The sequence below is a fragment of the Streptosporangium sp. NPDC000095 genome (genome assembly GCF_042899335.1).
GTDB lineage: Bacteria > Actinomycetota > Actinomycetes > Streptosporangiales > Streptosporangiaceae > Streptosporangium.
In genome coordinates, this window is sequence record NZ_JBIAZS010000006.1 from 136,234 (window position 1) to 156,456 (window position 20,223).

A 20,223-nucleotide genomic window follows, 5' to 3' on the forward strand; every position below is an offset into this window, starting at 1 on the left:
CGTTGGGGCGCCTCTTCGGCACCGACGGGGTACGTGGGGTCGCCGGACGCGACCTCACGGCCGAGCTCGCCATGGACCTGTCCGTGGCCGCGGCTCATGTCCTCGGCGATGCCGGGGCGTTCAACGCCAGCGTCGGGCGGCGAGGCCGTCCCGTCGCCGTCGTGGGCCGGGACCCCCGGGCTTCAGGAGAATTCCTGGAGGCCGCGGTGGTCGCCGGCCTCGCGTCGTCTGGTGTGGACGTTCTCCGGCTCGGCGTGCTGCCCACCCCGGCGGTCGCTTATCTGACGACGGCTCTCAGAGCCGACATGGGCGTGATGATCTCCGCCTCCCACAATCCCGCGCCCGACAACGGGATCAAGTTCCTCACCCGGGGCGGCTACAAGCTGCCCGACACGGTGGAGAACGAGATCGAGCAGCGGCTCGGCGAGAAGTGGGAGCGTCCTGTCGGTGCCTCGGTCGGCCGCGTACGCGAGGCGTACGGTGAGGCCGACCGCTACGTGTCCCACGTGCTGTCCACCATGGAGGGCCGTCTCGACGGCCTGAACGTGGTCCTCGACTGCGCCCACGGCGCCGCCCACATGGTGGCTCCCGAGGCGTTGCTGCGGGCCGGGGCCACCGTGGAGACGATCGGGGCGCGCCCCGACGGTCTCAACATCAACGCGGGGGTCGGCTCCACCCACCTGGATCGGCTTCAGCAGATCGTGGTCTCCCGGAACGCGGACGTGGGCATCGCCTACGACGGTGACGCGGACCGCTGCCTCGCCGTCTCGCACACCGGTGAGATCGTCGACGGCGACCAGATCATGGCCGTGCTCGCCATGGCGATGCACGCCGAGGGCAAGCTGATCGGCGACACCGTGGTGGCCACGGTGATGTCCAACCTGGGCTTCAAGATCGCGCTCAAGAACGCCGGTGTCGACGTCGTCGAGACCGCCGTGGGCGACCGCTATGTCCTGGAGGCGATGCGGGCCGGGGGCTACAACCTCGGCGGCGAGCAGTCCGGCCACGTCCTGATGCTCGACCACGCCACCACCGGGGACGGCCTGCTCACCTCGCTGCACCTGCTCGCGGTCATGGCGCGGGAGAAGAAGCCGCTCGCCGAGCTCGCCTCGGTGATGACCCGCCTGCCGCAGGTCCTGGTCAACGTGAAGGACGTCGACCGGTCCAAGGCATCGGCTCCCGAGCTGGCCGCCGCGGTCGGCGCCGCGGAGGCGGAGCTGGGCGAGACCGGGCGCGTGCTGATCCGGCCCAGCGGCACCGAGCCGATGATCCGCGTCATGGTCGAGGCCGCCTCGGCGGAACAGGCGGAGCAGCTGGCCGGTCGCCTCGCCGAGGTCGTCCGTACCGCCTGCGTCTGAAGCGATCGAAACACGGTCCGCACCTGTGGGTGCGGGCCGTGCTTTCGTTCGAGCGGCGTCGGAGGATGCTCAGGAATGTGAGCGGAGCTGTGCGTCCAGGGTCCAGATACCGACGTCCACACCACTGACTCTGGCTCGATAGAGCTCGCGTTCGGTCAGGATGCAGAGGTCGCCCAGCCCCAGCTTGGCCATCACGTGGTCGGAGAACGGTGTTCCCGTTCCGGCTCCTGACAGGAGTGACCGCAGGAAGCCCTCACCCCATTCGACGGTGTGCAGGACCCAGGGCGCCTGTCCGGTGATGACGAGTCCGAGCAGATCGGACAGCTTGTCGGCGTGCTGCCTGCGAAGCCGGCCGTCCGAGAGCTGGGCGATGTGGTTACCGGTCTCGATCACCGTGGTGACGGGCAGGATGAGATCACATGATCGTTTCTCGTCCCGCAGTGCCCGCAGCACGCTTTCCCGGTTCTGGTTCCTTCCGGGAACGTCGAGGATGTTGCAGAGCACCGAAGTGTCGACGAACTCGACCCTGCGGACCATCGTCAGCCGATTCCCATCAGGCGGTCGAACTCGCTGAAGTCACGCTTTCCGGGAGGTGCCTGCTCAAGCAGGCCCGACGTGACGACCGTGCCGAGATCCCCCTGAGCCATCAGGCTAGGGTAACCGTCGATTTCGGGAAGCGTCCGGAGGTTCGACAGGCCTGTGGCACGATCTCGGGAACACACCACGACGTTCTTGTGATCTTCGGAACTCAGTGCGGAAAGGAGGGCGGGGCTGTGCGTGGTGAAGATCACGCGGGCGGAGTTGCCCGTGGTCGCCTGCTTCACGAGGTCGAGCACCTGCGTCGCCTGGGACGGATGGAGACCGTTTTCGAGCTCCTCGATGACCAGCATGGGCGATTTCCCGTCATCACTCGTATCGCGCCCGCCCAGGTCGAGATCGCGTCCCTGCCGCAGCAGCGTCGTGGCGATGGCCGTGAATCTCAGCAGGCCGTCGCTCATCTCGCGTGCGGGGGTGATCGCGGTTCCTTCCCGCAGGGCGAGCATCACATCGTTCAGATCCGAACGGATGGCTTCGATCCCCGTCACCTCGTGCTCGACGAGGTTCTGCACGCGGGTGAGAAGCTGCCGGAATCGTTCGGTGTCGTGTGTCGCCATGTGACCGATGACGGCGGAGAGGTTCTCCGCCGTTCTGCGTAGCCTTATGTCGCGTCCGGGGACGTACTGCCTCATCAGGTGGGGGACGGGATCGAGATGGAAGACGCCGCGCAGAGCTTCCAGGGTGGCTTCGGCCGCCGCGACGACGGAGCGCTCCACCTCGGTCTTTCCCTCCAGTCGAAGGGCGAGCTGGCTGGTCAGGAGCCGGGAGGAGCGGAAGGGGGCCCGAGGGCTCCGGCCTGGGCGGCCGCGGTACCAGGTGGCCTCGATGCTGCCCGACCCCGGAGAGGCGCTTTCGGTCGCGAGCAGCTTGTGACGAAGCCGCTCCTGAAGGTTTTTCGTGGATCGTCTGTGGCCCGATATGCCCCAGAGCGTTTCGCTGATGATCTCTGGTTCGGGACGAACCTGGATCGTGATATCGAGTCCCACGATCATGTAGCTGCCAGGCTCGTGGTTGAAAGGGAAGATCGTACAGCCCAGACTGAACCGGTCCGCTCCGTGCGGGGGACATCCTTCGATGCCCCCGCGGAGGGGCCCCTCGTCGCCGCGCCTGCTGTCGAGCGCGTCCACGATGTCCGCACCGGTCGCCAGCCGGGAGAGCACTTCGAGCCCGTCGAGCGCGTTCGACTTTCCGCTGCTGTTGCGACCGATGAGCGCTGTCATGCCGCCCAGCGGGAGCTTCGCGTCGCGAAACGTCTTGAACTCCGTGAGGCGCAGCTCGCTCAAGTACGGCTTCATATTCGAACGGTACACGTGCGCCCCCGGCCAGGTGGGACGCACGTGAGTGCCTACTCGTCGCCAGTGAGGGAGAAGCTCCGCAGGCGGATGCCCGCCCAGACGACCGCGCCGACGGTGACGACGATCAGGGCGGGGACGGCGAAGCCGAGGGTGATCTCGGTGGAGAAGAACGCGGAGGACGACAGCTGGTCGGCGATCGTCTGGGCCCACTGCTGGATGGAGAACCTGCGGGCGCCGGGGACGAAGTTGCCGACCACGCCCTCCCAGACGAGCGCGTAGACGATGCCGATCGTGACCGCGTGCCGGGTCAGCACGCCCAGCAGCATGAACACCGCCGCGTACGCGATCCCGCCGATGAGGGAGCCGAGCGCGAAGCCGTACGCGATGCCGGATTCGAGGTTGACCAGGAGATAGGCGGCGACGAAGGTCGGTACGGCGGCGAACAGCGCGAGCATCGAGGCGGCGACCACGAACTTGGTCTGGGCGATCACCGAGCGGGAGATCGGCTTGGACAGCAGGTGGATGATCGTGCCGTCGTCGATCTCGGGGGCGATCACCCCGGTCCCCGCGATCAGGCCGAGCAGCGGCAGCATGGTGCCGATGGCGAAGGTCTGCATGAGCGCGACGGCGGTCCGCTCGTCGGCGGCGCCGATGAACCTCATCAGCGCGGCCATGGCGATCAGCACGACGGGCAGCATGATCAGCAGCCAGATCCGGCGGCGGCCGAGGAGCGCCCGGTAGGAGATTCCGGCGATGACACCGTTCATGGTCAGCTGCTCCTGTTGATCAGGTAGGAGAAGACGCTCTCCAGGTCTTCGTCGGCGGGGGAGACCTGCATGATCCGGACGTTCGCGTCCCTGGCGACCCTGGGCAGCAGCCAGGTGAAGCGCCGGAAGTCGACGGCGTGCACCTCCAGGCCCGTCTCGGTCAGCGAGACGGAGCCCGAGGAGGCGTCGGCGATCAGCGCGGACGCGAGGCGGCGGTCGTCGCTGGAGCGGACCTTGAACAGGTGGGGGCGGTCGGTCATCCGGCGGCGGATCTCGCGGAAGTCCCCTGAGGCGGCGTGGCGTCCGGCGACGAGGACCTCGATGTGCTGGGCGACCCGCTCCACCTCCTCCAGGATGTGCGAGCTGAACAGGATGGTCTTGCCCGCGGTGCCCATGGAGCGGACCAGGTCCATCAGGTGCAGGCGCTGGCGCGGGTCCATGCCGTTGAACGGCTCGTCGAGCAGCAGGACCTGCGGGTCGTGGACGAGGGCCGCGGCCACCTTGACGCGCTGGCGCATGCCCTTGGAGTACGTCTCGATCCTGCGGTCCTTGGCGCTCTCCATCTCGACCAGGGCGAGGGCCTTGCGCGCCGCGTCGTCGGGGTTGGGCAGGCGGTGCAGCCTGGCGCTGGACAGCACGAACTGCCAGCCGGTGAGGAAGCCGTAGACGGCCTCGCGCTCGGGGACCAGGCCGATGGAGCGGTAGATCTGGTGGTTGCGCCAGATGCGGTCGCCGTCGAGGGTGACGGTGCCGTTCGAGGGGGGCAGGAAGCCGGCCATCATGTGCAGCAGGGTGGACTTGCCCGCGCCGTTCGGGCCGAGCAGTCCGGTGACGCCGGGGCCGACGGTCATGGTGATGTCGTTGACGGCGACCACGTTGCCGTACCACCGGGACACCTGGGCCAGTTCGATCTTCATCGGGAGGCCGCCTTACGGTAGCGCGCGATCAGGGCCGTGAGGGAGAGGGCGATGAGTGCGATCATGATCGCTCCCGCGACCAGGGTTCCGCCGCTCGCGGGGTAGATGACGCCCGCGCTGGGCTCGGCCCCGAAGATCCCGACATGGACGGCGGCGTCCACCAGGAAGAAGGGGTTGATCAGCCAGGCCCACGCGGCGGCGCCGTCGCTGCCCATCGACTCCAGCGTCGCGAACAGCACGGTCGACACGGCCGAGGCGAGCAGGTAGAAGGCGATGACGGAGGCCACGCCCAGGCCGCGCCTGGGGGTGAACGAGGCGATGGCCACGCCGAGGCAGGCGAGCAGCAGCGCGTAGCCGACCGCGCCGACCATGGCGGTGAGGTATTCGAAGGTGTGCGTGTCGCCGGGCAGGTCGATGACCACCTCGCCGATGTAGAGCACGGTGAGCGGCACCGCGAGCAGCAGGAACATCGCGCTCGCCATCGCCGCGAGCTTCGCCCCGACGTAGTCCCAGATCGTCACCGGTCGCGACAGGTAGAGCGGCAGCACCCGGAAGCGCAGGTCGGGCGCGACGGTGTACGGCGACTGCGAGGCGAGGAAGATCGCGAGCACGGCCTGCATGACGATGGCGTACTCGCTGTAGCGCATCCCCTCCTGCTTGATCAGCGCCATGGCCGCGATGGAGACGACCGCGGGCAGGAGCATCACGCCCAGGAGCACGAACGGGATGATCTTCGAGCGGGCGGTGCGGCCGAGCCCGAAGATCCCGCGCAGGCTGTGCACGGTGAGTGCGACGGCGGCCTGGCGTCGACCGAGCCGTGCCCCCTCGTAGTGGCGGTATCCGATGTCGTGGATGACACCCGTGGGTTCGGAGACGGACTCAGACATTGGCGGGCTCCCTGAAGACGTCCTCGATGCGCTGGCGGCCCTGCTCTACGCGTACGAGGGAGAGGTCGAGCTCGCAGACGGCGTCGCGGAGCACGTCGAAGGTCTCCGGCGCGCGGACGTGGACGAGCAGCATCCTGCCGTGCGGGGTGACGGTCTCGCCCAGCTCGGTGAGGCGGGCCGCCAGCGCGTCCTGGCCCTCCTCGACCTCGACGGTCACCGTCTGGGTGCTCTGGGTGAAGTCCCCGATGGAGGAGGAGCGCAGCAGCTTGCCGCCGTCGATCACGATGACGTGGTCGCAGACCCGCTCCAGCTCGCCCAGCAGGTGGGAGGTGACGAGCACGCTGATGCCGAACTCCGAGCCGATCCTGCGGATGAGCGCGAGCATCTCGTCGCGGCCCCGGGGGTCGAGGCCGTTGGTGGGCTCGTCGAGCAGGACGAGGCGCGGGTCGTGCACCAGGGCCTGGGCGAGCTTGACGCGCTGCTTCATGCCGGTGGAGTAGCCGCCCATCGCCCGGTAGCGCTCCTCGTACAGCCCGACGTGGCGCAGGACGTCGGCGGCGCGCTCGCGGGCCGCGGTGCGCGGCAGGCCGGACATCTGGGCCATGTGCACGGTGAACTCGGTGGCGGACAGGTCGGGTGGCAGGCAGTCGTGCTCGGGCATGTAGCCCACGATCCGGCGGATCTCCGCGCCCTTGGTCGTCACGTCCATGCCCAGCACCTGGGCACCGCCCGCGCTGGGTTCGAGGAGGCCGAGGAGGATCTTGATCAGCGTGGACTTGCCCGCGCCGTTGGCGCCGACCAGGCCGGTCACACCGGAGCCGACGGTGACGGTGAGCTGGTCGAGCGCCGTCACCCGGGGGAAACGTCTGGTTAGTCCCTCGGTGGCGAGGATAGTCATGCTCGGACACTATCCGTCGCCGCAGGTGCGCACCTCCGTCATGCGAAGGAGTCTCCCCTCGTCCAAAAGGTCAATTCTCAGCCGCTATCTCCCACCCGGGCGCGCCGGCAGCCGCATGCCGAACCGGGACCAGTAGGCCCTCTGGACGAGCAGCGTCACCACACCGGAGATCACCATGCCCGCGACGTTCACCCCGAGCTGGACGGCCGAGGCGGCCATGTCGCCCCAGCGGGCGAGCGCGGCGGCGACCGCGAAGTATCCGGCGGCGGGGACCGTGGTGACCGAGATGAAGACGCCGACCAGGGCCGAGGACTTGCCCGCGGTGACCGAGAGCACCCCGGCGGCCCCCGCGAGCAGCGCGACGATGAACGACCACCTGTCGGGCTTCACGATGAACTCGATCTCCTCGTGCCCGGTCGCGAGCGTGCCCACGCCGATCCAGCCGAGCCCTCGCGCGGCCAGCGCGCAGACGAAGGTGATCGTGAGGGCGGCGGCGAAGCCCAGGACGAGGGTCCTGGCCGCGCGGCCGATGAGGTTCCCGTCGGTGCGGAGCAGGCCGAAGCAGATGGCCGCGATCGCGCCGAACTCGGGCCCCAGCACCATCGCGCCGATGATGAGGATCGGTGAGTTGACGATCACGCCGATCGCCGCGAGCAGCGTGGCGATCGTGAGGAACGCGAGGAAGGCCCAGGTGAGCCGGGTGTCCTCGTCGACCCGCTGGGCGAACTCCGCCCAGACCACGGCGTCCTCGCTGTCGCCGGGTGCCTCCTCCTGGGCGCGCTCGGCCGCCTGTGAGATCGACAGGTCGATCTGCTCGGCCGCGATCGACCCCTCCGTGTGGAGGCCGAGCTCCTGGAGTCGCTCGATCACCTGGTTGGCGGCCTCACGGGCGATGTCGAACTGGACGAGGTCCCCGGCCGGGGAGCGCGCGACACCGGGGAACAGGACGATGTTGAGGACGCCGACGCACTCGTCGAGCACCTTCAGCACCTTGTCCGTCAGCTCCGCCGGAGTGATCACACGTAGATGCAGCACGGGCCAACCCTAGGACCTGGATCCCGGCCGGCTGAAGCCCGGGAGCCGTACGGTCGTCGTCCGCCCCTTTCCTGCTTCCCGACTGCCCGGGCCGGTGCGGGAGCGGAGCCCGTCAGGGAACCTTGAGGGCGGGGTCGGCGCTCAGGCGCCGGAGCAGGTCGGCTGTGCGGGAGGCCCGCTCGGCGTCCTGGCCGGTCCGGTGGTCCGACTCGATGGCGTCCGCGAGGGCGCCCAGTTCCCGCGGCGGCAGGAAGGCGTGCGCCGCGCGCAGTCGCAGCAGGATTTTGCGGCCGCCCGGCTCCTGGGCGTACAGGTACAGGTAGGGGAGCCGGTGGCCGGTCAGGTCACGGGCTCTTGAGCACTCGGGGAAGGAGTCCAGCCAGACGTGGGCCCGCGCGAGATCCACCCTGCGCGTCGTGAACGCGCTGTGGACCTCCACGACGCTTCCCTCCATCTCCGCGCGGAAGCGGAGGACGCCGAGGAGGACGATGAGGAAGACCACCATGACCAGGGCGAGGGGCAGCGTCAGGATCAGAGAGGGGTCGTCGAGGGAGAGCTCGACGGCCCGCCCGATCTCCGAGATCGCGAACAGCGGGAAACCGACGAAGGGGACGGCGAGGAGTATGGCAGCGATCTTCATGCCGGTGCTCGCGCCGACGCTCAGCTTCAGCGGACCATGAGATGAGATGCTCACACATAAGACACTAATCCACTCTTCTGGCGAGCGCTTGGTGCTGTTACGGCATGCATAACCGCAGGCGGGGAAGTTTTTTACCTACGATGGGTGAGTGGCCGAAACGGGGCCCGGAAAGGTAACGAGGTGTGACGCCGGAGGTCCGCTACGTCATGATCATGGCCCTGACATGCGGATTTGTAGTCGGACGGTTACCGGTCGCGTCCTGGTTCACGGTTTCGGGGAAGGGGTGGGTGTGCGTTCTCGCCATGCTGGAGCGGGAACGGACGACCTATTCACGGGATACCTCCGCAGCGTTTATTCAACCAATTCTGTCAATAAAACACTGATATTCCCCATCGTTCACTCAATGACCATCGAGAATGACTCGCAGGTATAGGCTTCCGCTGTTCCTGGTGTGGTGTCGGCCTTTTTCGTCGTCGCCGCCTGCCGGTGGGCCCACGATCCGGTCGCCCGCCCGGCGAAGGTGGCGGGCGGCGCCCTCTCCCGGCGGGGCGCGCGGGCGGCACCACCCGCGCGTGCGCCCGAGGTCACGGACGGCATGGGGGTGGGATGGCGACGGCCGGTGAATCGGATCGGACCGCTTCCGCCGGAGCGGCGCGCCGGTACCGCCGTGACCCGCTGGGGTTCGTCGAGTGGGCGGCCCGCGAGCACGGCCCGGTGTTCCGGTTGCCCGACGACGGGTCACTGTGCGTGGCCGACCCGGTCGAGGCCCTGCGGGTGCTGCACAACGAGGAGGGTCACTACGACGAGGTGTCCGACTTCTTCCATGTCCGCGGCGGGCGGCTGGGGTCGCGGGAGACGCAGGTCGCCATCGGGCGTGCGGCGCGGGCGACGGTGCGCGCCCACCTGGCCGCCCACCGCGAGCGGCTGCCCGCCGTCGTGGCGGGGCTGGGGGAGGTCAGCGAGTGGCCGTCGGCCGGGCGCACCGCCGCGCACCGGTTCCTGGCCGAGGCGCTGCTGCGCCCGGACAGCCCGTCGGCGCTGCGGGAGCTGATGACGCGGGTGGTGGAGCGTGACGTCCTGATCCGTCCCGGCGGCCGGTTGGCACGCGTGGCGCGGGCGGCGCTGTGGGCGCGCGTGGTGCGGGCGGTCGCCGGCGAGGTGCGCGCCCGCCGGGCCGGTGTGACCGGTCCGGCCGGTCAGGGGCCCGGTCGCCCCGGCGACCTGCTGGACGCCGTGCTCGGATCCACCCCGCCCGACACGCCCGCCGCGCAGGTCGCCCAGGTGTATCTCCTGCTGTTCCGTACCTCGGTGGCGCCGGTCGGCCACGTGGTCGGCTGGGCGCTGCTGGCGGCCGCCGCCCACGGCGTCGACCTGGCGGACGTGCCCGCGGAATCGGCCGTACGGGAGTCGCTGCGGCTGTGGCCGGTGGCGTGGCTGCTGGGCCGCCCGGTACACCGCGCCCACCGGATCGGCGGCGTGCGGCTGGAGCCGGGGGAGAGCGTGTCGGTCTGCGTCTACCTGCTGCACCGCGACGAGCGGTACTGGTCGCAGGCCGCCCGGTTCCGGCCAGGACGGTGGGACGACGGCCCCGGCCCTCGCGGGGCCTACCTGCCCTTCGGCGGCGGCCCGTTCACCTGTGCCGGGGCCGCTGTCGCGCAGACCCTGGCCACCGGCCTGCTCGCCGCCGTGAGCGACGGTGCCCGCCTGGAGGTGCGCGGCGGCCACGGGCGCCCCCACGTCGCGGGCATCATCACCCCGCCCTCGTTCCAACTGCGCCGGACCCCCATCAGACCCTGACCGCCAGCGGCCACCAGGAAGGGAGGTGAACTCCATGAGGAAGTTGCTGCGCCGTGTTACCGGCCGCCGGGTCAACCGGCAGGCATGGTTCGTCTGGTAAGACCCTCTCCCCCTCCGGCCGCGCCTGGCCTCCGACGGCCCGGCGCGGCCCCGACGGGTCCGCGCTCAGGGAGGCGCTCATGACGCATGTGGACGAGACGCTGGCGGCGTACGAGAGCGTCGCGGCACGGTACGACGAGCTGAACGCGCGGATGGACACCGCCGCCCTGGTGGACCGCTACGTGGAGATGGCGGACCTGTACGGCACGGGCGGGCGGCGGCTGCTGGACGCCGGGTGCGGAACCGGCCGCAGCAGCGTGGCCTTCCGCGAGCGGGGGTTCGAGGTGACCGGCTACGACCTGTCGCCGGCGATGGTGGCGATGGCCGGGAGCAGACCCGGAGCCGAGGACGTCCGGTTCCTGGTGGGACGGCTGCAGCAGCCCCCGCCTGGGCTGACCGGCTTCGACGTGGTCGCCTGCGTGGACCTGCCGATGGCGTACCTGACCGGCACGGACGAGCTGCGGTGGGCGCTGGCGTCGGCGCGCGACCAGCTCGCGGACGGCGGGGTGCTGATCTTCGACCTGAGCACCATCGGCTACTACCGGCGTACGTTCGGCGTCCCGACGGTCGCCGACCGCGGGGACCGGTACGTGGCGTGGTTCGCGGCGTCACCGCGGATCGAGGCCGACGCGGTCGTGGTCACCCAGTTCGACCTGTTCGAGCGGGCCGGCGCGGGCTGGGAGCGGGTGTCGATGCGGCACGTGCAGCGGCACCGCTCCGACCGGACGGTGCGCCGGGTGGCCGAGCGGGCCGGGCTACGCGTGGTGGCCACCCGCGGGCTGGTGGGGACGTCGGCGCGGGAGCCGGCCGACGAGGACGACCACGACCGGATCCTGTACGTCGCCCGCAGGGCCGACTGAGCGCCGGATGTGTCCCCTGTCGTGGGCGGCACTCTCGCCACCCCAGGGGAGTCGTCGGCCCCGGACAGGGGATCCCGATGCGGAAGGGATCCTCGGCCGCGTCCCTGCGTCCCCGCGCCGCTCATGCCCCGCGTCGTTCCCCACGGTCAGGTCGTGGTCAACCGGCCTGGCGGCAGCGCTCCAGATAGAGGACCAGGTCGCGCATGCGGTCGGCAGGCCAGGGGAGGCTCCGGCCGATCTCCTCGCTGTTCTCCCGCCACATCCGCCGCGCGGTGGCTTTGGTTCCCTCCCCGTCGTCGCCGTCGTCGTGGAACCGGTTCGCCAGTGTGTCCCAGCGGTGGACCAGGGCCCGCACGCGCGGGTCGTCAACCGGAGTGTCGTCCCGCACGTGCCGCAGGAGCTTCTCGACGAGCCCCGCCCATTCGGTCCTGGCCGCCTCGACGGCCTCCGGGCCGAGGTCTGCCCTGCGCCGGGCCAGTTGCTCCCGCTGCTCCGTCGTGAACGAGCTCTCGAACATAGAGATCATCTCCAGGGTCGTCATGAACTGGTCCGGATCGGGCATCGACGCGCTGTCGATCTGTCCCAGCAGGCCGTGCAGCCGGCGGGTGAGCCGCTGGATCCGCGCGCCGTGCGCCTCCAACTCGCGAAGCTGCGCCGCCAGCAGGTCGCGCATCGCGGCCAGGTCGTCCGTGGAGTTCGCGAGGACGTTCGCGATCTCCTCCAGGGACAGCCCGAGCGTTCGCAGGGCCCGCACCCGGTACAGCCGCCGCACGTCGTCCCCGGTGTAGCGGCGGTGCCCCGACACGGTACGTTCGCTCGCGCTCAGCAGGCCGATCGCGTCGTAGTGACGCAGCGCGCGCACGGTCATCCCGCTCGCCCGCGCCACCTCGCCGATGCTCCACCGACGCCCGGCGTCGTCTTTCCCGATCACGTCCGCAACGTTAGGACCTGCCGTTGCGGCGGGTTCAAGTCCCTTGCGGATCCGGCGCCCCACGCGACTCGACGGCGATCACCGGGTGGACGAGAGCCATCGGTGATCGATCACCGAGACTCCAGCGATCTGGACGGCCCTGCTGTCCGGGAGGGCCTGATAGGCCGACGTGGCGGCGCGGGATCTGGAGGGACCGGCGCCGCCACGTCTCGAAGTCAGGAGTCGGTTGATGATCGGGGAGCGTGAGGGGCCTCCCGGGAGTGGGGCGGAGCGCCGGGAGGGTCAGATCCGGCGGAGGCGGACGCGCTGGATGGAGTGGTTGGCGTCCTTGTGGAGGACGAGGTCGGCCCGGCCCCTGGTGGGGGCGATGTTCTCGACGAGGTTGCGCTCGTTGATGTCTCGCCAGATGTTCCTGGCGAAGTCGGTGGCCTCCTCCTCCGACAGACTCGCGAGATGTTTGAAGTAGGACTTCGGGTCCTCGAAGGCCGTACGCCGGAGCTTGTGGAAGCGGTCCACGTACCAGTCGCGGATGTGTTCGACCTTGGCGTCCACGTAGATCGAGAAGTCGAAGTAGTCGTTGATCGCGAGGGCGGTGGGCGGTGCGGGCTGCAGGACGTTGAGGCCCTCGACGATGAGGATGTCGGGTCGGCGCACGGTCTGGGTCGCGCCGGGCACGATGTCGTACTCCAGGTGGCTGTAGACCGGGGCCGTCACCTCCGGAAGGCCCGCCTTGACGTCGGCGACGAACCTGACCAGGGCCCGCCGGTCGTAGCTCTCGGGAAAGCCCTTCCTGTGCATGATGTCCCTCGCGGTGAGGACCTCGTTGGGGAAGAGGAAGCTGTCGGTGGTGATCAGGTCCACCCGAGGGTGCTCGGGCCAGCGGGCCAGCAGGGTGTGCAGCAGCCGGGCCGTGGTCGACTTGCCGACCGCGACGCTCCCCGCGATGCCCAGGACGTACGGGGCCGTCCTGCGCCCGCCGCCGAGGAAGGTGTTGAGCGCCGCGCTGCGCTGCCTGGCCCCGGTGAAGTGGAGGTTGAGCAGCCGGGTGAGCGGCAGGTAGATGTCGGTGACCTCGGCCAGGTCGATCGGGTCGTCGACGCCGCGCAGTTCCTCCAGCTCGTCCTCGGTGAGCGTGAGGGGCGTGTTCTTGCGGAGTTCGCTCCACTGAGCCCGGCTGAGCTGCACGTACGGTGTCGCGGTGTCCAAACCGTTGGCCATGTTCAGAGAGCCTACTGATCTGTCGGGAGCGGGTTCCTGGCGGGTGTTGGTCCGTGGGACGGGGTTCTGGCGGGTGTCGGTGTGCCGGGGGCGGCCTCTCGGTGGGTGCTGGTGTGCTGGCAGCGCTTCCCGGTGGGTGCTGGTGTGCCGGGAGCGCTTCCCGACGGGGGTGGTGCGTCGGGAGCGCTTCCCGACGGGGGTGGTGCGTCGGGAGCGCTTCCCGACGGGCACCGGGCGGGATTCTTGGTCTGTCCGGGGGGTTCTCCATAGACGCACCGGACGACTTCTCAGGGAGGGGGTATGACAATGTGCGGAATAGTGGGATATACGGGACAGCGCCAGGCGATCGAAGTCGCGGTCGAGGGGCTGGGCCGCCTGGAGTACCGGGGATACGACTCGGCGGGGATCGCTCTGGTCGGGGCGGACGGCCTGGTCGTGGAGAAGCGGGCGGGGAAGCTGGCCAACCTGCGCTCGGCGCTGGTCTCACGTCCCACACCGCCGGCCGCGGCGACGACGGGGATCGGGCACACCCGGTGGGCCACCCACGGGGCCCCCACCGACCGCAACGCCCATCCGCACACCGACTGCGAGGGACGGATCGCGGTCATCCACAACGGGATCATCGAGAACTTCGCCGCGCTCAGGGCCGAGCTGGAGAACGCGGGGCACAGGATCGTCTCCGAGACCGACACGGAGGTGGTGGCGCACCTGCTGGAGCGGTTCGCCGCCGGAGGGCTCATGGAGGCGATGCGCCGGGTCTGCCTGCGGCTGGAGGGGGCGTTCACCCTGCTCGCGATCTCGGCCGACGAGCCCGACGTGGTGGTGGGCGCGCGGCGCAACTCACCGCTGGTCATCGGCAGGGGCGAGGGGGAGAACTTCCTCGGCTCGGACGTGGCGGCGTTCATCGCGTACACGCGCGAGGCGGTGGAACTGGGCCAGGACCAGGTGGTCGAACTGCGTCCCTCGAAGATCACGGTCACCGACTTCCAGGGCCTCCCGGCCGTGACGCGCGACTACCACGTCGACTGGGACGCCTCGGCCGCGGAGAAGGACGGCTACGACCACTTCATGCTCAAGGAGATCGCCGAGCAGCCCCGGGCCGTCGCCGACACGCTGCTCGGCAGGGTCGGCGAGGACGGCCGGCTGGTGCTGGACGAGATGCGACTGTCCGACCAGGAGCTACGTGACATCAACAAGATCATTCTGGTCGCCTGTGGGACCTCCTACCACGCCGGGCTCATCGCGAAGTACGCCATCGAGCACTGGGCGAGGCTGCCCTGCGAGGTCGAGGTGGCGAGCGAGTTCCGCTACCGCGACCCGATCCTCACCCGGGACACGCTGGTGATCGTGATCAGCCAGTCGGGCGAGACCATGGACACCCTCATGGCGGTACGGCACGCGCGCGGGCAGCGGTCGCGGGTGCTGGCGGTCTGCAACGTGAACGGTTCCACGATCTCCCGCGAGTCCGACGCCGTCCTCTACACGCACGCGGGCCCGGAGGTCGCGGTGGCCTCCACCAAGGCGTTCCTCACCCAGCTGGTGGCGTGCTACCTGGTGGCGCTCTATCTCGCCCAGGTCAGGGGGACGAAGTACGGCGACGAGATCACCCAGATCGTCGACCGGCTGGCGGAGGCGCCGTCGAAGGTGAGCGAGGTCCTCTCGACCGTCGAGCCGGTCCGCGCGCTGGCCAGGTCGCTCGCCGACGAGCGGTGTGTGCTCTTCCTCGGGCGGCACGTGGGCTTTCCCGTCGCGCTGGAGGGGGCGCTGAAGCTCAAGGAACTGGCGTACATGCACGCGGAGGGCTTCGCGGCGGGCGAGCTGAAGCACGGCCCGATCGCGCTGATCGACAAAGGGCTCCCGGTCGTGGTCGTCGTCCCCTCGCCGTCGGGCCAGCGGATGATCCATGACAAGATCGTGTCCAACATCCAGGAGATCCGGGCGAGGGGCGCGAGGACCCTCGTCGTCGCCGAGGAGGGGGACGTCGCGGTCGGGCGCTACGCCGACACGCTGATCCACATCCCGGTCGTGCCGACCCTGCTCCAGCCGCTGGTCGCCGCGGTGCCGCTCCAGGTCTTCGCCTGCGAGCTGGCCACGGCCAAGGGGCACGACGTCGACCAGCCCCGCAACCTCGCCAAGTCGGTCACGGTGGAGTAAGCCCTCCCCGTGCGTTGTCCACAGCCTGTGGATAAAGTCTATGGATTACCCACACCCGTAAGTGGGTATAGGGTCTGCCCTTCTTCTTGTCCCATTAAGTGTCGATATATGCCATATAACGGTTTACTGAGGCGCATCAACGTGGCGTGAATCCACCGGATCCAAGGGAGCCGCAAGATGGACCGTCGTCGTTTCCTCGCCCGAGGTGGCGCACTGGCCGCGCTGGGGGTGGCCGGGCCGTTCGCGGGGGTCGCGCGGGCGGGGGCGAACGGGGAGCTTCTCCCGGGGGCCGGGTACGGCCCGCTGAAGCCGGTCAAGGACGAGCGGGACGGCGTGGTGCGCCTCCACCTGCCCGACGGCTTCCACTACCGGTCCTTCAGCTCGGCCGGCGACAAGTACAGCGACGGATCCACCGTCCCCTCCAGGCACGACGGCATGGCCGCGTTCCGCGGGCCGGGCGGCAGCGCGATCCTCATCCGCAACCACGAGGTCAACGGCCCGGTCGGCGCGTTCGGAAACCCGGCCAAGGCCTACGATCCGGCGGCCGGCGGCGGCACCTCGACGCTCAGGGTCACCCGCTACGGCAAGGTGCTCACCTCCGCCCCCAGCCTGACCGGCACCCAGATGAACTGCTCAGGCGGCCCGATGCCCTGGGGCGCCTGGGTGAGTTGCGAGGAGACCGTGAACGGGCCGGACGTGGGCGACGACTTCACCGGCCAGGACAACGGCAAGCTCACGCGCAAGCACGGCTACATCTTCGAGGTCCCGCTCGACGGCCAGGCCGGAGGACCGATCAGGAACGCCGGGCGGTTCGCCCACGAGTCGGTCGCGTTCGACGGGTTCACCGGCGCGCTCTACCTCACCGAGGACAACTTCGGCTTCGCCTCCGGCTTCTACCGCTACCTGCCCCCGAAGAACCCGCTGACGGCCCGCCGCATCCTCGACGGCGGCCGGCTCCAGATGCTGGCCGTGCGGGGCGCGCCCGGCAAGAACCTCTCCCTCGGCCAGCCCAGGGGAGCCTCGTACTCGACGACCTGGGTGGACATCGACGACCCCGACCCCACCTTCATCGGCACCCCCGCCAACAGCCTCGCCCTCCAGGCCGTCGGCAACCAGGGCAGGGCGAAGGGCGCGGCGCTCTTCTCCCGGCTGGAGGGGGCGATCAACCACCACGGCACGATCTACTTCGTCTCCACCCAGGGCGGCGCGACCGCGTCCGGCGACACCCCGCCCGGCGGCTTCGGCAAGGGACGCGGCCAGGTGTGGGCGTACGAGACGTGGAGCGGGCGGCTCAAACTCGTCTACGAGTCGCCGGGCGCGGTCACCCTCGACCTGCCGGACAACGTCACCGCCAGCCCCAGAGGCACCCTGGTCCTGTGCGAGGACGGCGCGGGTGACAACTACCTGCGCGGCCTCACCCGCCAGGGCGAGATCTTCGACTTCTCCCGCCTCACCCCCGTCCGCGGCGACTCCGGCGCCGAGTTCGCCGGCTCGACCTTCGGCCCCGGCGGTCACACCCTCTACGTCAACGTCCAGTCCACCAAGGGGACGAGCTTCGCCATCTGGGGCCCCTGGCAGCGCGGCGGCTTCTGACCGGCGGGAACGCGGGCCGACGGCGCGACGCCACTAGCCTGGGAGGGTGATCGTTGGTATCGGTGTCGACGTCGTGGACGTGGCGAGGTTCGAGGCGACGCTGGTGCGGACGCCCGCGCTGCGGGGACGCCTGTTCACCGATAGGGAGAGCGGGCTGGCCACGGAGTCCCTCGCCGCCAGGTTCGCGGCGAAGGAGGCCGTCGCGAAGGCCCTCGGCGCCCCTCCCGGGCTGCGTCACCTGGACGCCGAGGTGCTCAGCGGGGAGCACGGGCGGCCCGAGCTGCGGGTGACCGGCCGGGTGGCGGACGTCGCCGAGGCCCTGGGCGTGGCCCGGTGGCACGTCTCCCTCACCCACGACGGGGGCGTCGCGATCGCCTACGTGATCGCCGAGGGATAGATTCGGTGGAATGCGGACCGCGTACACCTCCGACCAGATCAGGGCGGCCGAGGCGGCACTGATGGCGACGCTGCCCGAGGGCGCCCTGATGGAGAGGGCGGCCACCGGGCTCGCGGTGGTCTGCGCCAGGATGCTCGGCGGCGTGTACGGCTCCCGCGTCGTGCTGCTCGTCGGCGGTGGGGACAACGGCGGTGACGCCCTCCACGCCGGGGCCCGTCTCGCGGCCAGGGGGGCGAGGGTCGACGCGCTCCTCGCCGGTACGCGCGTCCACGCGGGGGGTCTGGAGGCCCTGCGCCGCGCGGGCGGCCGCGTCACCCGGCTCAACCCCGATCCCGGTCCCGGATCCGGTCCCGACCCCGATCCCGGTTCCGGTCCCGATCCCGGTTCCGGTCCCGACCCCGGTCCCGGTCACGGCGCGGGAAACGGGCCCGGTATCGCGGTGGCCACGGCGGATCATCCCGCGGGTGCGCGCGTTCGCGGCCTGCTCGACGCGGCGGACCTGATCGTGGACGGGATGCTCGGGATCGGCGGGGCCGGGGCACTCAGGGAGCCGTACGCGACCCTCGCCCGGCTCGCGAACGACGCGCCCGGCGAGGTCGTCGCGGTGGACGTGCCCAGCGGTGTGGACGCGAGCAGCGGCCGGGTGGAGGGTCCCGCGGTCGTCGCGGACGCCACCGTCACGTTCGGGGCGTGGAAGATCGGGTTGCTCGTCGATCCCGGCTCCCGGCACGCGGGCCGGACGGAACTCGTGGACATCGGCCTCGGCCCCCACCTGCCCGACCCCGAGGCGGTCGCGCCGACGGACGCCGACGTGGCCGCGATGCTGCCCAGACCCGACGCCTCGTCCGACAAGTACCGCCGGGGCGTCGTCGGGGTCGCGGCGGGCAGCGAGCTCTACACCGGCGCCGCGGTGCTGGCCGTGGGCGGGGCACTGCGGGCCGGGGTGGGCATGGTCCGCTACACGGGGGGCGCGGAGCCGGTGGCCCAGGTGCGGGCCCGCTGGCCGGAGGCCGTGATCACCACGCTCGCCCCCGGGGAGGGGGTCGAGAGGGTGGGCCGCGTGCAGGCGTGGGTGCTCGGCCCCGGCCTCGGCACCGGCGACGAGGCCCGCGCCGTCGCCCGTTCCGTGCTGTCGAGCGAGGTCCCCGTGCTCGTCGACGCCGACGCGCTCACCCTGGTGGCCCAGGACAGGGCGCTGCTCCGCAGGGACGCGCCGGTCCTGATCACCCCGCACGCGGGCGAGCTCTCCCGCCTGATCGGTGTGCCGAGGGAGCGGATCGAGGCGCGGCGCCTGGAGAGCGTACGGCGGGCGGCGGCGGAACTGGGGGTGACCGTGCTGCTCAAGGGCTCGACCACGCTGGTCGCCGAGGAGGACCGGCCGGTCGGGATCAACCTCACCGGCAGCCCCTGGCTCGCGACCGGCGGCACCGGCGACGTGCTGGCGGGTCTGGCCGGCGCGCTGCTGGCCGCGGGGCTGAGCGGGTACGACGCGGCCTCCTGTGCCGCGTATCTGCACGGAATCGCCGGTCGTCAGGGCCCTCTCACCGCCTGGGACGTCGCCGAGGCCCTGCCGGAGGTGGCGCGCTCCCTGCTCGACGGGCCTCGGCATCGCCTCCCACCTGCCAAACTGGGGTCATGAGTTTCCCGATGACTCCCGCCGAGGCACGGGTGGATCTCTCGGCGATTCGTGAGAACGTGAGGCAGCTCGCGAGCCACGCTCCCGGCGCCGAGATGATGGTCGCTGTCAAGGCCGACGCCTACGGGCACGGGCTGGTTCCCGTGGCCCGCGCCTGCCTGGAGGCCGGCGCGGGACGGCTGGGCACCGCCTACATCCGCGAGGCCCTGGATCTGAGGGCCGCCGGGATCACCGCGCCGATCCTGGCGTGGATCATCCCGCCGGGAGAGCCGCTTGAGCAGGCCGTCGGGCACGACATCGAGCTCTCGGCGAGCTCCGTCTCGATGATCGACGCGATCGCCGACGCCGCCGCGGAGGCCGGTGGGGCGGCGAGGGTGCACCTGAAGGTCGACACCGGCATGTCACGCGGCGGCGCGACGGCGGCGGAATGGGCGGCCCTGGTCCAGCGGGCGTTGCGGCACCAGGCCGAGGGCGTGATCGAGATCGTCGGGCTCTGGTCCCACTTCGCCTGCGCCGACATACCGGGAGACCCGTCCATCGCGGCCCAGCTGGCGGCCTTCGACGAGGCGCTGCACATCGCGGAGAAGGCCGGGGCCGGAGGCTCCCACGTCATCAGGCACATCGCCAACTCGGCGGCGATCCTGACGCTGCCGCAGGCACGCTACGACCTGGTCCGTCCGGGCATCGCGACCTTCGGCCTGAGCCCCGTGCCCCGGCTCGGAGGTTTCGGGCTGCATCCGGCGATGACGCTCGTCGCGCGGATCGCTCTGGTCAAACGGGTGCCCGCCAGGTCGGGCGTCTCCTACGGACACCTGTACGTCACGGATCGGGAGACGACGCTTGGCCTCGTCCCCCTCGGGTATGCGGACGGGGTCCTACGGCACGCCACCAACGTGGCGGAGGTGATGGCCGGTGGCCGCAGACGGCGGATCGCGGGCAGGGTCTGCATGGACCAGTTCATGATCGACGTAGGAGACGACCCGCTGACGGAGGGTGACGAGGTGATCCTGTTCGGCGACGGTTCCCGTGGCGAGCCCACCGCTCAGGAGTGGGCGGATTCCCTCGACACGATCACGCATGAGATCGTGACCAGGATCGGTTCGCGGGTCCCGCGCGTTTACCGGTGAAAGGAAGCTCAGGGGGG

18 protein-coding genes are annotated in these 20,223 nt (G+C 70.5%); 8 read left to right on the forward strand and 10 right to left on the reverse strand.

Annotated elements, in window-relative coordinates:
* The first annotated feature begins 2 nt into the window (after nucleotides 1-2).
* Entirely contained in the window at nucleotides 3-1,358 is a 1,356-nt protein-coding gene (gene glmM / locus ACFY3V_RS15945) for a phosphoglucosamine mutase (RefSeq protein WP_362895997.1), read from the forward strand.
* A 69-nt stretch (nucleotides 1,359-1,427) separates the two neighbouring features.
* On the opposite strand, the gene ACFY3V_RS15950 is transcribed toward glmM, so the two are convergent.
* The 8 genes from ACFY3V_RS15950 to ACFY3V_RS15985 form a co-directional block, all read right to left on the reverse strand.
* On the reverse strand, nucleotides 1,428-1,895 hold the full coding sequence (locus tag ACFY3V_RS15950; protein WP_389773837.1) for a hypothetical protein: 468 nt from the start codon (nucleotides 1,893-1,895) through the stop codon (nucleotides 1,428-1,430).
* Nucleotides 1,896-1,897: 2 nt separating this feature from the next.
* Nucleotides 1,898-3,238 carry an AAA family ATPase gene (locus ACFY3V_RS15955; protein WP_389773840.1) on the reverse strand — a complete coding sequence of 447 codons (1,341 nt, stop codon included), beginning with the start codon at nucleotides 3,236-3,238 and terminating at the stop codon, nucleotides 1,898-1,900.
* A gap of 62 nt (nucleotides 3,239-3,300) precedes the next feature.
* Complete coding sequence (locus ACFY3V_RS15960) at nucleotides 3,301-4,017, reverse strand: ABC transporter permease subunit (RefSeq protein ID WP_362896003.1); 717 nt, start codon at nucleotides 4,015-4,017, stop codon at nucleotides 3,301-3,303.
* Nucleotides 4,018-4,019: 2 nt separating this feature from the next.
* Nucleotides 4,020-4,934: an ABC transporter ATP-binding protein gene (locus ACFY3V_RS15965; protein WP_350943301.1), complete on the reverse strand. Its 915-nt coding sequence runs from the start codon at nucleotides 4,932-4,934 to the stop codon at nucleotides 4,020-4,022.
* Nucleotides 4,931-5,821 carry an ABC transporter permease gene (locus tag ACFY3V_RS15970; protein WP_362896006.1) on the reverse strand — a complete coding sequence of 297 codons (891 nt, stop codon included), beginning with the start codon at nucleotides 5,819-5,821 and terminating at the stop codon, nucleotides 4,931-4,933. Before ACFY3V_RS15970 ends, ACFY3V_RS15965 begins: the two co-directional genes overlap by 4 nt.
* The gene (locus tag ACFY3V_RS15975; protein WP_350943304.1) at nucleotides 5,814-6,719 is read right to left on the reverse strand and encodes an ABC transporter ATP-binding protein; all 906 of its coding nucleotides are present in this window, start codon (nucleotides 6,717-6,719) and stop codon (nucleotides 5,814-5,816) included. Before ACFY3V_RS15975 ends, ACFY3V_RS15970 begins: the two co-directional genes overlap by 8 nt.
* 84 nt (nucleotides 6,720-6,803) lie before the next feature.
* Nucleotides 6,804-7,754 (reverse strand): DUF389 domain-containing protein, encoded by a 951-nt coding sequence (locus tag ACFY3V_RS15980; protein WP_350943306.1) that lies wholly within the window; start codon nucleotides 7,752-7,754, stop codon nucleotides 6,804-6,806.
* 112 nt (nucleotides 7,755-7,866) lie between these two features.
* Complete coding sequence (locus tag ACFY3V_RS15985; RefSeq protein WP_389773847.1) at nucleotides 7,867-8,448, reverse strand: hypothetical protein; 582 nt, start codon at nucleotides 8,446-8,448, stop codon at nucleotides 7,867-7,869.
* A 552-nt stretch (nucleotides 8,449-9,000) separates the two neighbouring features.
* Between ACFY3V_RS15985 and ACFY3V_RS15990 the strand changes: the two genes are divergently transcribed.
* Both ACFY3V_RS15990 and ACFY3V_RS15995 read left to right on the forward strand, forming a co-directional pair.
* A complete protein-coding gene (locus ACFY3V_RS15990) occupies nucleotides 9,001-10,191 on the forward strand; it encodes a cytochrome P450 (protein WP_389773850.1) in 1,191 nt (396 codons plus the stop codon).
* Between the two features lie 179 nt (nucleotides 10,192-10,370).
* Nucleotides 10,371-11,150, forward strand: a complete 780-nt coding sequence (locus ACFY3V_RS15995; protein WP_362896012.1) for a class I SAM-dependent methyltransferase — start codon at nucleotides 10,371-10,373, stop codon at nucleotides 11,148-11,150.
* A 157-nt stretch (nucleotides 11,151-11,307) separates the two neighbouring features.
* On the opposite strand, the gene ACFY3V_RS16000 is transcribed toward ACFY3V_RS15995, so the two are convergent.
* Both ACFY3V_RS16000 and coaA read right to left on the reverse strand, forming a co-directional pair.
* A complete protein-coding gene (locus ACFY3V_RS16000; protein WP_389773854.1) occupies nucleotides 11,308-12,081 on the reverse strand; it encodes a MerR family transcriptional regulator in 774 nt (257 codons plus the stop codon).
* A 282-nt stretch (nucleotides 12,082-12,363) separates the two neighbouring features.
* Nucleotides 12,364-13,299, reverse strand: a complete 936-nt coding sequence (gene coaA / locus ACFY3V_RS16005; RefSeq protein WP_389773857.1) for a type I pantothenate kinase — start codon at nucleotides 13,297-13,299, stop codon at nucleotides 12,364-12,366.
* A gap of 306 nt (nucleotides 13,300-13,605) precedes the next feature.
* On the opposite strand from coaA, the gene glmS reads away from it, so the two are divergent.
* The 5 genes from glmS to alr all read left to right on the forward strand — a co-directional run bounded on the left by glmS (nucleotide 13,606) and on the right by alr (nucleotide 20,206).
* Entirely contained in the window at nucleotides 13,606-15,453 is a 1,848-nt protein-coding gene (gene glmS, locus ACFY3V_RS16010) for a glutamine--fructose-6-phosphate transaminase (isomerizing) (protein WP_350943566.1), read from the forward strand.
* Between the two features lie 177 nt (nucleotides 15,454-15,630).
* Complete coding sequence (locus ACFY3V_RS16015) at nucleotides 15,631-17,046, forward strand: alkaline phosphatase PhoX (protein WP_362896018.1); 1,416 nt, start codon at nucleotides 15,631-15,633, stop codon at nucleotides 17,044-17,046.
* 46 nt (nucleotides 17,047-17,092) lie between these two features.
* Nucleotides 17,093-17,443, forward strand: coding sequence for a holo-ACP synthase (locus ACFY3V_RS16020; RefSeq protein ID WP_350943315.1), 351 nt, complete (start codon nucleotides 17,093-17,095; stop codon nucleotides 17,441-17,443).
* A 10-nt stretch (nucleotides 17,444-17,453) separates the two neighbouring features.
* On the forward strand, nucleotides 17,454-19,082 hold the full coding sequence (locus ACFY3V_RS16025) for an NAD(P)H-hydrate dehydratase (protein ID WP_389773862.1): 1,629 nt from the start codon (nucleotides 17,454-17,456) through the stop codon (nucleotides 19,080-19,082).
* Nucleotides 19,079-20,206 (forward strand): alanine racemase, encoded by a 1,128-nt coding sequence (gene alr, locus ACFY3V_RS16030; RefSeq protein WP_389773865.1) that lies wholly within the window; start codon nucleotides 19,079-19,081, stop codon nucleotides 20,204-20,206. The genes ACFY3V_RS16025 and alr overlap by 4 nt, the downstream gene beginning before the upstream one ends.
* Nucleotides 20,207-20,223: the final 17 nt, after the last annotated feature.

Coding starts and splice junctions, on each gene's coding strand:
- ACFY3V_RS15950 (WP_389773837.1), bottom strand. CDS start 1,895: ATGGTCCGCAGGGTCGAGTTCGTCGACACTTCGGTGCTCTGCAACATC.
- glmS (WP_350943566.1), top strand. CDS start 13,606: ATGTGCGGAATAGTGGGATATACGGGACAGCGCCAGGCGATCGAAGTC.
- ACFY3V_RS15960 (WP_362896003.1), bottom strand. CDS start 4,017: ATGAACGGTGTCATCGCCGGAATCTCCTACCGGGCGCTCCTCGGCCGC.
- ACFY3V_RS15970 (WP_362896006.1), bottom strand. CDS start 5,821: ATGTCTGAGTCCGTCTCCGAACCCACGGGTGTCATCCACGACATCGGA.
- alr (WP_389773865.1), top strand. CDS start 19,079: ATGAGTTTCCCGATGACTCCCGCCGAGGCACGGGTGGATCTCTCGGCG.
- ACFY3V_RS15975 (WP_350943304.1), bottom strand. CDS start 6,719: ATGACTATCCTCGCCACCGAGGGACTAACCAGACGTTTCCCCCGGGTG.
- coaA (WP_389773857.1), bottom strand. CDS start 13,299: ATGGCCAACGGTTTGGACACCGCGACACCGTACGTGCAGCTCAGCCGG.
- ACFY3V_RS15990 (WP_389773850.1), top strand. CDS start 9,001: ATGGCGACGGCCGGTGAATCGGATCGGACCGCTTCCGCCGGAGCGGCG.
- ACFY3V_RS16015 (WP_362896018.1), top strand. CDS start 15,631: ATGGACCGTCGTCGTTTCCTCGCCCGAGGTGGCGCACTGGCCGCGCTG.
- ACFY3V_RS15995 (WP_362896012.1), top strand. CDS start 10,371: ATGACGCATGTGGACGAGACGCTGGCGGCGTACGAGAGCGTCGCGGCA.
- ACFY3V_RS16025 (WP_389773862.1), top strand. CDS start 17,454: ATGCGGACCGCGTACACCTCCGACCAGATCAGGGCGGCCGAGGCGGCA.
- ACFY3V_RS15965 (WP_350943301.1), bottom strand. CDS start 4,934: ATGAAGATCGAACTGGCCCAGGTGTCCCGGTGGTACGGCAACGTGGTC.